The following is a 9,038-nucleotide window of genomic DNA, read 5'->3' on the forward strand; positions in this document are numbered from 1 at the left end:
CGGCGCGATGCGTGTCCCGATCTTGCGGTCGGGGTGGCGGGCGGCGAGATGCTGCGCGATGCGCGGCATGGTCATCGTGCCGTTCGACCCGATGAAGCGGTGGCCCACGCTTTCGGGCCGGTGCAGCGCGGCGACATGCATGGCCGAGATGTCGGCCACATCCACCACGCCGAAGCCGATGTCGGGCAGCATCGGGTCCTTTCCGCTCAGGATGCGCTCGATCAGCGCGAGCGAGGTGCCGTAGTGCCGATCGAGCGGTTCGCCCAGCACGAGGGCGGGGTTGATCGCCGTCAGCCGCATCTCCGGGTGGTCCTTCGCGAAGTCCCAGGCCGCGCGTTCGGCCAGCGTCTTCGACTTGTAGTAGGCGGTGGCCTTGGGGTGGTCGGTCCGGCTCCAGTCCTCTTCGGTCAGCGGTCCGGCCTTGTCAGTCGCCTCGATCGCCACGACCGAGGACGTGAGGACGACGCGCGTGACCCCGGCGGCCCGTGCCGCCCGCAGCGCGCGGAGCGTGCCCTCGACGGCGGGGCGGATCACCTGGCTCTCGTCCCTGGGCTGGGACATCGGGAAGGGCGACGCGGTGTGGAGGAGCGCGCCGGTCCCCTCCATCGCCTCGGTCCAGCCCGCGTCGCGGTCGAGGTCGAGCTCCACGAAGCTCAGCCGCTCGAGCGCCGCGGGATCGCTCAGCCGCGGGCGGAGCGCGTCGCGCACCTCGCCGGCGCGCGACATCTTGCGGAGCGAGCCGCGCACCGTGTGCCCCGCCTCGAGGAGGTCGAGGGCGATACGCTTGGCGATGAAGCCGGTGATGCCGGTGAGAACGACGGGATCGGACATGGACGGCCTCCTGATTGTGTCAGGGTTACATCTGGGTGCTCTTCTGACAAAATCAAGATAAATTGTCAGATCGTCAGGGGCGCCTCAGATCTCCGTCTCCGGCCGTTCCCGCACCCAGGCTTCGAAGAGCGGATCGGTCAAGCGCCATTCCTTCTCCCACTGGTCCACGAGGCCCCGCCGCGCGAGCGTGCGGACGTAGCTCTGCCGCGTCTGCGGGATCGGCGCGGCCTCGCCCGTCAGCGCCTCGAACCGCGCGGCGCCGCTCGCGCCGAACGGATCGTGCCCGCGCTCGGCGAGGATGCGGGCCATGGCGCGGTGATGCGGCTGGAGGTCGAGCCAGCGGCGGTCGAACTCGAGGTCTCGGGCGAGCGCGTCGGCCGTGCGCCCGGCGGCCTCGGTCTCGCCGAGATCGCGGAACTGGCCGAGCGTCGTCAGCCAGCGCTGGAACACCATCGGGTTCCCGCCGAACCGCTCGAAGAAGGCGAGCGCGGTGGCCCGGTCCACCTTCCGCTGGAACACGCGGTGGAACACGGCGAGTTGATGGTCCACGAAGTCCGCGTCCAGCGGCGGCAGCGTCAGCGGCGCGGCGAAGCGGTAGAGCGGCGCGTCGCGGGAGGAGAACATGCGGTTCAGCCCGATCTGCGACGAGCCGGTGAAGACCGTCCGCAGCCCCTCGCGCCGACGGTCGAGCGCGGTGCGCAGCCCCGCCATGATCTCGCCGCCGCCGGGCGCGGTCGCAAGCTCCTGCACCTCGTCGAGGAGGAGGAGCGCGGGCTTCTTCGCGTCCGCCATCCGTCCCAGAAGCTCGTCGAGGAGCAGCAGGTCCTCGCCCATCCGCTCGGGGCGGGGCGTGGCGAGGTCGATCTCGACCGCGCCGGGTCCGCCCCTGTCGGGGCCGATGCGCACCTTCACCGGCGGATGGCGCAACCAGTCGGCCACGCGCTCGGCATGGCTGCGGGGGCGGAGCGCCTCGGAACAGGCGTAGATCAGGAGCGGCAGGGGCGCCACCGAGGTCTGCCAGAAGCTCGCGTAGAGCACGCGGTGCCCGTAGCCCTCGGCCGCGTGGTGTCCGAGATCGTGGATCAGGAACTCCGTCTTGCCGGTCCGGCGCGGCCCGAAGAGCGTCATCGCCGCCACCGGCCCGCGCGTCAGCGCCACGAAGGTGTCGTGGGTGAAGGGGATGCGCGGGTAGTGCCAGTCGCTCGCGGACATGAGCCATGATTAGCTGCCTCTGACTAATTAGTCAAAGACGGCTAATTCCGGCTTGCGCGTGTCGTCGGAGAGAAAGCGTCCACGGACGCTTGCCGCCGGTGGCTATCCGAGGAGCCGTCTCGCGATGACCTGCGCCTGGATCTCGGCCGCACCTTCGAAGATGTTGAGGATGCGGGCGTCGCAGAGGATGCGGCTGATCGAGTATTCCAGCGCGAAGCCGTTGCCGCCGTGGATCTGGAGCGCGTTGTCGGCGCAGGCCCAGGCGACGCGGGCGCCCAAGAGCTTTGCCATCCCCGCCTCGAGGTCGCAGCGGCGGTCGTGGTCCTTCTCCCAAGCGGAGAAGTAGGTGAGCTGGCGCGCCACCATGATCTCGACCGCCATCATGGCGAGCTTGCCCGAGACGCGCGGGAAGGCGATCAGCGGCTTGCCGAACTGCTTGCGGTCCTGCGCGTACTGCATGCCGACGTCGAGCGCGGACTGCGCCACGCCGATGGCGCGGGCGGCGGTCTGGATGCGCGCGCTCTCGAAGGTCTGCATGAGCTGCTTGAAGCCCTGCCCCTCCTCGCCGCCGAGCAGGTTTTCGCCCTTCACCTTGAAGTCGTCGAAATTGACCGTGTATTCCTTCATGCCGCGGTAGCCGAGAACCTCGATCTCGCCGCCCGAAATGCCGGGGTCCTGCCAGGGCGCCTCGTCCGTGCCGGGCGTCTTCTCGGCCAGGAACATCGACAGGCCGCGATAGTCGGTGGTGTCGGGGATCGTGCGCGCCAGCAGCGTCATCACATGGGTGCGCGCGGCGTGGGTGATCCAGGTCTTGTTGCCGTTCACGATCCAGTCGCCGTTCGCGTCCTTCACGGCGCGGGTCCGCAGGCTGCCGAGGTCGGAACCGGTGTTGGGCTCGGTGAAGACGGCGGTAGGCAGGATCTCGCCGCTGGCGAGGCCGGGCAGCCACTTCTGCTTCTGCTCCTCGGTGCCGCCCGCGAGGATCAGCTCCGCCGCGATCTCGGACCGCGTGCCGAGCGAACCCACGCCGATATACCCGCGCGACAGTTCCTCCGAGACGACGCACATGGACGCCTTCGACAGGCCGAGCCCGCCGTATTCCTCGGGAATGGTGAGGCCGAAGACGCCCATCTCGGCGAGCTCCCCGATGACCTCCATCGGGATCAGCTCGTCCTTCAGATGCCACTCGTGCGCCTCGGGGATCACGCGATCCAGGCTGTAGCGGCGGAACTGCTCGCGGATCATCTCGAGCTCGTCGTCGAGACCCGTGCGGCCGACGGTGATCTCCGCCGAGCGCTCCTGCATCAGCTCGACGAGGCGGGTGCGCGCAGCCTGCGTGTTGCCGTCGGCCATGAGCGTCGTCACCGGGCCGGTGCAGAGCGACATCACAGCGTCCTGGCCGAGGCCGACGTCCCGCAGGCGGATCATCTCGCCCTGGTTCATCTGGATGCCGCCGACGATCTGGCTGAGGTATTCGCCGAAGGCGATCTGGAGGATCAGCTGCTCCACCTCGCCGAAGCGCCCGTCGGCCTCGAGCCGCCCCGCCCAGGCCTGCATCTGGCGCAGCGCCTCGACATAGGTGGCCAGCCAGGCGAGCCCGTGGGCGGCGGTCTGGTTCTCCTCGAGCAGCGCGCCGGAGATCCGGCCGTCGACGCTCAGTTCCGCGCGCAGGCGTTCCGTCGCGCGTCCGAGCAGCGCCTCGGCCGGCGCAATCGCGGCGCCCGTCAGGTCGAGCAGGTCGGGCAGGATCACGGGGCTCTCGGGCATGGGTTGTCCGTCATGGGCCATGGTCGGTCTCCTTCGCATCGGGCGCGTCTTTCGCGTTCCCGCGGGACTTAGTGCGTTCGCAGGTGCAGCGCAACAAAAATGCCGTGAAATATCGGGCCGCGCACGAAAATGTCGCGTTCATTTTGGCGCTGCAGCGGCTGCGGACGCGGTCTATGACAGCGGGCAAGAGGGACAGCCATGCTGCAAGACACCTTTGACCTGATGCCGCTCTGGGCCTTCGCGGCGGCCTTCGGCATCACGCTCGTCGCCGGATTCGTGAAGGGCGCCATCGGCTTCGCCATGCCGCTCATCATGATCTCGGGGCTGTCGCTGTTCCTCGACCCGCTGGTCGCGGTGGCGGGGATCATCCTGCCCATCGTGATGTCGAACATCCTGCAGACGATGCGCTTCGGTCCCTCCGAGGTGGGCGCAGCGATTCGGGAATACTGGCGCTACATCCTGATCGTCTGCGTCACCATCGTGATCGTCGCGCAGTTCGTCACTCTGGTGACGCCGCAGACCTTCTACCTGATCCTCGGCGTGCCGGTGGTGATCCTGTCGGTCATCCAGCTTCTCGGCGTCCGGTTCCACATCCCGCCGCACCGCAGGACGCTGTCGGAGTGGCTGGTTGGCTTCGTCTCGGGCGCCATCGGGGGCATGACGGGAACATGGGGGCCGCCTACGGTGCTCTACCTCATCGCGCTCGAGACGCCGAAGGCCAAGCAGCTTCTGGTGCAGGGCGTGGTCTACGGGCTCGGCTCGGTCAGCCTGCTCCTCGGGCACCTCCAGTCCGGGGTCCTGAACCTGACGACGGCGCCCTTCTCGGCGGCGCTTCTGCTGCCGGCATGGCTGGGGATGCTGGTGGGCTTCCGGCTGTCGGACCGGCTGAACCCGGAGGTCTTCCGCAAGGTGACGCTGGCCGTCCTGGTGGTCGCGGGTGCGAACCTCGTCCGGCGGGGGGTCTTCGGCTGAGCTTCAGGAGGTGAAGCCCATCTGGCAGGCCGCGATCACCGGCGCCGCCATGTCGGGAGGCACGACCTCGAAGGCGACGTGGAAGAGCTCGCGCTCGCCTGCATGGGCCGCGAAGGTCCAAGTCCCTGTCACCAGCTCCTCCGGCACGTCGAAGGAGAAGCCCGTCAGGCTGAACTCCTCGGGGCCGATCCGGGTTACCCAGCGCTCGACCTCGATCCCGCTTCCGGGGAACGGCGGATGGGTCACGGTGATGGTCACGGGATCGTGCACCGTGCCGTCGGGCGCCCGGCTGAGGACGCCGAAGCCGATGTCGAGCGCGGCGGGAACCACTGTCTGCGCGAAGCGGATCACCGGCAGGTCGGGCACGATGTTGATGACGCCCGAGGCGGTCTCGGGCGCGGCCTCGGTCCGCACCGGCTCCTCCGCGCAGTAGACGCCGAAGACGAGCTCGGCCACGAGGTCCGGATCGACGCGCACCGCCTCGCCCTGCGCAGGGGCGAGCCCCGGCAGAAGCGCAAGGCAGAGGACGGGGAGGACGAGGGCGTGGCGCATGGGGTGTCCCTGACGGGGCCTTGGGAGGTCACGGGCAGTCTATCACCCGCCCGCGTCCGGGCAACGCCGCCGCGTGCCGTCCGGGTCCGGTGCCACAAAAAGGAGAGGGGCCGCCCTTCGGCGACCCCTCCGATCCGTCCCGTGCGCCGTGCGTCAGCCGATCGCGGCCGCCTTCACGTCGTCGGCGATGTAGGGCACGTATTTCGCGAAGTTGTCCGCGAACATGTTCACAAGCTTCTGCGCCTGCCGGTCGTAGGCGGTCTTGTCCGCCCAGGTCTGGCGCGGGTCGAGGAGCATGTCGTCGACGCCGTGGCAGCTCACCGGCACGTCGAAGCCGAAGAACGGGTCCTTGCGGAACTGCCCGGCATTCAGCGACCCGTCGAGCGCGGCCGACAGGAGCGCGCGCGTCGCCGCGATGGGCATCCGGCGTCCCGTGCCGTAGGCGCCGCCCGTCCAGCCGGTGTTCACCAGCCAGCAGGTCGAGCCGTGGCGCGCGATCTTCTCGCGCAGGAGGTTGCCGTAGACCTCGGGGCGGCGCGGCATGAAGGGCGCGCCGAAGCAGGTCGAGAAGGTGGGCTCGGGCTCGGTCACGCCGCGCTCGGTGCCCGCGACCTTCGAGGTGAAGCCCGACAGGAAGTGGTACATCGCCTGCGCGGGCGTCAGCCGCGCGATGGGCGGCAGCACGCCGAACGCGTCGCAGGTCAGCATCACGACGTTCTTCGGATGGCCGGCGAGCCCGGTCATCGACGCATTGGCGATCTGGTCCAGCGGATAGGCGCAGCGCGTGTTCGCCGTCAGGCTGTCGTCGTCGAAGTCGAGTTCCAGCGTCTCGGGGTCGTAGACCATGTTCTCGATCACGGTGCCGAAGTTCTTCGTCGTCGCGTAGATCTGCGGCTCGGCCTCCTCGCGGAGGTTGATGGTCTTGGCGTAGCAGCCGCCCTCGAAGTTGAAGGTGCCGCGCTCGGACCAGCCATGCTCGTCGTCGCCGATGAGGGTGCGGCCCGGATCGGCGGACAGCGTCGTCTTGCCGGTGCCCGAGAGGCCGAAGAACACGGCCGCATCCTCGGCGTCGTCATGGGCGTGGTTGGCCGAGCAGTGCATCGCCATCACGCCCTTCTCGGGCAGCATGTAGTTCAGCAGCGTGAAGACCGACTTCTTGTTCTCGCCCGCGTATTCCGTGTTGGCGATCAGGATGAGCTTCCGGTCGAAGTTCATCGCGATGACCGTGTCCGTGCGGCAGCCGTGGCGCGCGGGATCGGCCTTGAAGGTCGGGCAGTTGATGATCGTGAAGTCGGGCACGAAGCTGTCGAGCTCGTCGCGCGCGGGACGGCGCAGCAGGTGCCGGATGAAGAGGTTGTGCCAGGCGAGCTCGGAGACGACGCGCACGTCGAGGCGATGCTCGGCATCGGCGCCGCCGTAGAGGTCCTGCACGAAGTACTCGCCGCCCTTCATGTGCGCGAGCATGTCGGCGTGGAGACGGTCGAAGGCCTCGGGCTCCATCGCCGCGTTGTTCTCCCACCAGATGTCGTTCTCGACCGAGGGCGTGCGGACGACGAACTTGTCCTTGGGCGAGCGGCCGGTGAACTTGCCGGTCGAGACGAGCAGCGTGCCGCCCTGCCCGAGACGGCCCTCGCCGCGGCGGATGGCGGCCTCGATCAGCGCCGGCTCGAGAAGGTTGTAGTGAACCGCACCAAGTCCGGTCATGCCCTGCGTTTCGAGCGTCTGAGCCGGGTTCACGCGTCCATCCGTCATGCTGAGTGCTCCTCGGCCTTAACGCGGCCGTCACGATCCTGAGGGTTCCAAAGGGTTCAAACCGGCCGGCATCGGGACACCGGCGTACAATGGATGGCGTATAACATGACGGTTTCAGACATGAACAGGACGCTCTCGCACAGTTAGCGCAACCATTTTGAAATTTTATTTCGCGCCGGTGGAGGGGGCCTGCGGGACAGGCCGGATTGTGGCGGAAACGTGCCCGAAACGGGGCGGAAGCATGGCGGCGCAAGGGTCATTTCGGGGTCCGGGCGCCGCGGTCTACATACGATCTTAAGGCAACACGCCGCAGGTTTTACACTGTGCCGTCGCTCGATTCGTCAGATTGCGATTGATTCTTGAACCCGGAAAACCGACAATGCCCGGAAAAACAAGAAATTCGGGCAGTACAAGGAAACAGCGATGCCGAGGATAGCACTCGTCGACGACGACAGGAACATCCTGACGTCCGTGTCCATGACCCTCGAGGCCGAAGGCTTCGACGTCGAAACCTACAATGACGGCCAGTCGGCGCTCGACGCCTTCAACCGCCGGCTTCCCGATCTGGGCGTCTTCGACATCAAGATGCCCCGCATGGACGGGATGGACCTCCTGCAGCGCCTGCGCCAGAAGTCCAAGATGCCGGTGATCTTCCTGACGTCCAAGGACGACGAGATCGACGAGCTCATGGGCCTCCGGATGGGCGCCGACGACTACGTCAAGAAGCCCTTCTCGCAGCGTCTCCTGGTCGAGCGCATCCGCTCCATCCTCCGCCGGCAGGAGGCCATCGCCTCCGACGCCGCAGGCACCCCGGAGGAGAGCGCGGTGATGGTCCGCGGCAACCTCAGCATGGACCCGCTGCGCCATGCCGTGACCTGGAAGGGCGAGGATGTCTCGCTGACGGTGACGGAGTTCCTTCTCCTGCAGGCGCTCGCGCAGCGCCCCGGCTTCGTCAAGAGCCGGGACCAGCTCATGGATGTCGCCTATGACGAACAGGTCTACGTCGACGACCGCACCATCGACAGCCACATCAAGCGCCTTCGCAAGAAGATGCGCGCCGTGGACGACGACTTCTCGGCCATCGAGACGCTCTACGGAATCGGCTACCGCTACAACGAGGAATAGGGACCCGCGCGCGTGCCGGCCGATCTCTCCATGACCAACCGGCGCGCGCGGGACCGGGCGGACATCGTCCTCGGCGAGGACTGGGACCGTCCGGCCGGCAGCGTCGAGTCCGAACTGCGCGCCGCCCGCCAGCGGCGCAGCATGATCGCGCTCAACCGCTCGCCGCTGGCGCGCAAGATCATCATGTTCAACCTCCTGGCCATCGTCGTGCTGGTGGCCGGGGTGATGTACCTCAATCCCTTCCGCGACAGCCTCGTGCAGCAGCGCGAGCGCGCGCTCGCCGTCGAGGCGCAGCTGATGGCGGACGTCTTCGAGGCGAGCCTGCCGCGCAGCGCGCCCGCCAACCTCCTGACCGGCGACGGGATCGAGGCGGGTGACGTGCTGTCGCGCATCGGCCTCGCCGACGGCGTCGACGTCTTCGTGTTCGAGCCCGGCGGCACGCTCGTCGCCTCGACGCTCGACACCGCCCGCGATCCGGGCCGTCCCGTCCGGGGCCTCGCGCCGAGCACCGACGAGACGCTGCTCATCACGAATTTCCTCAACGGCGTCTGGAATTTCCTGTCGCGACTGGTCGGCGCCGAGCCCGACGCGGCGGTAGGCGATCCGCCTCAGGTTCTCGCGGCCTCCCTCGTCGTGCCCGCGCAGGAAGGCGTGACCGTGATCCGGCGGACCAGCGGCAGCGCGGGGTCCGCCTTCGCCGCCGGCACGCCCATCGAGGGGCCGAACGGCATCGTGGGCGTGCTCGTCGTGACCACCGCCCCGGGCGAGATCGACCAGCTCGTCAGGGTGGAGCGCGAGCAGCTCCTCCAGATGTTCGTGGTGGCGCT

Annotated in this window: 8 protein-coding genes; 3 read left to right on the top strand and 5 right to left on the bottom strand. The window is 68.3% G+C overall.

Going from position 1 to position 9,038, the window contains the following annotated elements:
• From ACTS11_RS06695 to ACTS11_RS06705, 3 genes are all read right to left on the bottom strand, one after another.
• On the bottom strand, positions 1-831 hold an 831-nt coding region (locus ACTS11_RS06695; protein ID WP_442639556.1), incomplete at its 3' end, for an NAD-dependent epimerase/dehydratase family protein.
• A gap of 84 nt (positions 832-915) precedes the next feature.
• Positions 916-2,043, bottom strand: coding sequence for a hypothetical protein (locus ACTS11_RS06700; RefSeq protein ID WP_442639557.1), 1,128 nt, complete (start codon positions 2,041-2,043; stop codon positions 916-918).
• Between the two features lie 102 nt (positions 2,044-2,145).
• Complete coding sequence (locus tag ACTS11_RS06705) at positions 2,146-3,831, bottom strand: acyl-CoA dehydrogenase family protein (protein ID WP_442639558.1); 1,686 nt, start codon at positions 3,829-3,831, stop codon at positions 2,146-2,148.
• A gap of 177 nt (positions 3,832-4,008) precedes the next feature.
• Here ACTS11_RS06705 and ACTS11_RS06710 point away from each other — a divergent pair, with 177 nt between their 5' ends.
• Positions 4,009-4,782, top strand: a complete 774-nt coding sequence (locus ACTS11_RS06710) for a sulfite exporter TauE/SafE family protein (protein ID WP_442639559.1) — start codon at positions 4,009-4,011, stop codon at positions 4,780-4,782.
• A gap of 3 nt (positions 4,783-4,785) precedes the next feature.
• Here ACTS11_RS06710 and ACTS11_RS06715 read toward each other — a convergent pair whose 3' ends face one another.
• Entirely contained in the window at positions 4,786-5,334 is a 549-nt protein-coding gene (locus ACTS11_RS06715; protein WP_442639560.1) for a DUF3859 domain-containing protein, read from the bottom strand.
• 153 nt (positions 5,335-5,487) lie between these two features.
• A complete protein-coding gene (locus ACTS11_RS06720) occupies positions 5,488-7,086 on the bottom strand; it encodes a phosphoenolpyruvate carboxykinase (RefSeq protein WP_442639561.1) in 1,599 nt (532 codons plus the stop codon).
• A gap of 423 nt (positions 7,087-7,509) precedes the next feature.
• Between ACTS11_RS06720 and ACTS11_RS06725 the strand changes: the two genes are divergently transcribed.
• Positions 7,510-8,211: a response regulator gene (locus ACTS11_RS06725; RefSeq protein ID WP_442639562.1), complete on the top strand. Its 702-nt coding sequence runs from the start codon at positions 7,510-7,512 to the stop codon at positions 8,209-8,211.
• A 30-nt stretch (positions 8,212-8,241) separates the two neighbouring features.
• The coding region (locus ACTS11_RS06730) for a sensor N-terminal transmembrane domain-containing protein (RefSeq protein ID WP_442639563.1) at positions 8,242-9,038 on the top strand (797 nt) is incomplete at its 3' end.

This window comes from Roseicyclus sp. (assembly GCF_052168335.1).
GTDB lineage: Bacteria > Pseudomonadota > Alphaproteobacteria > Rhodobacterales > Rhodobacteraceae > Roseibacterium.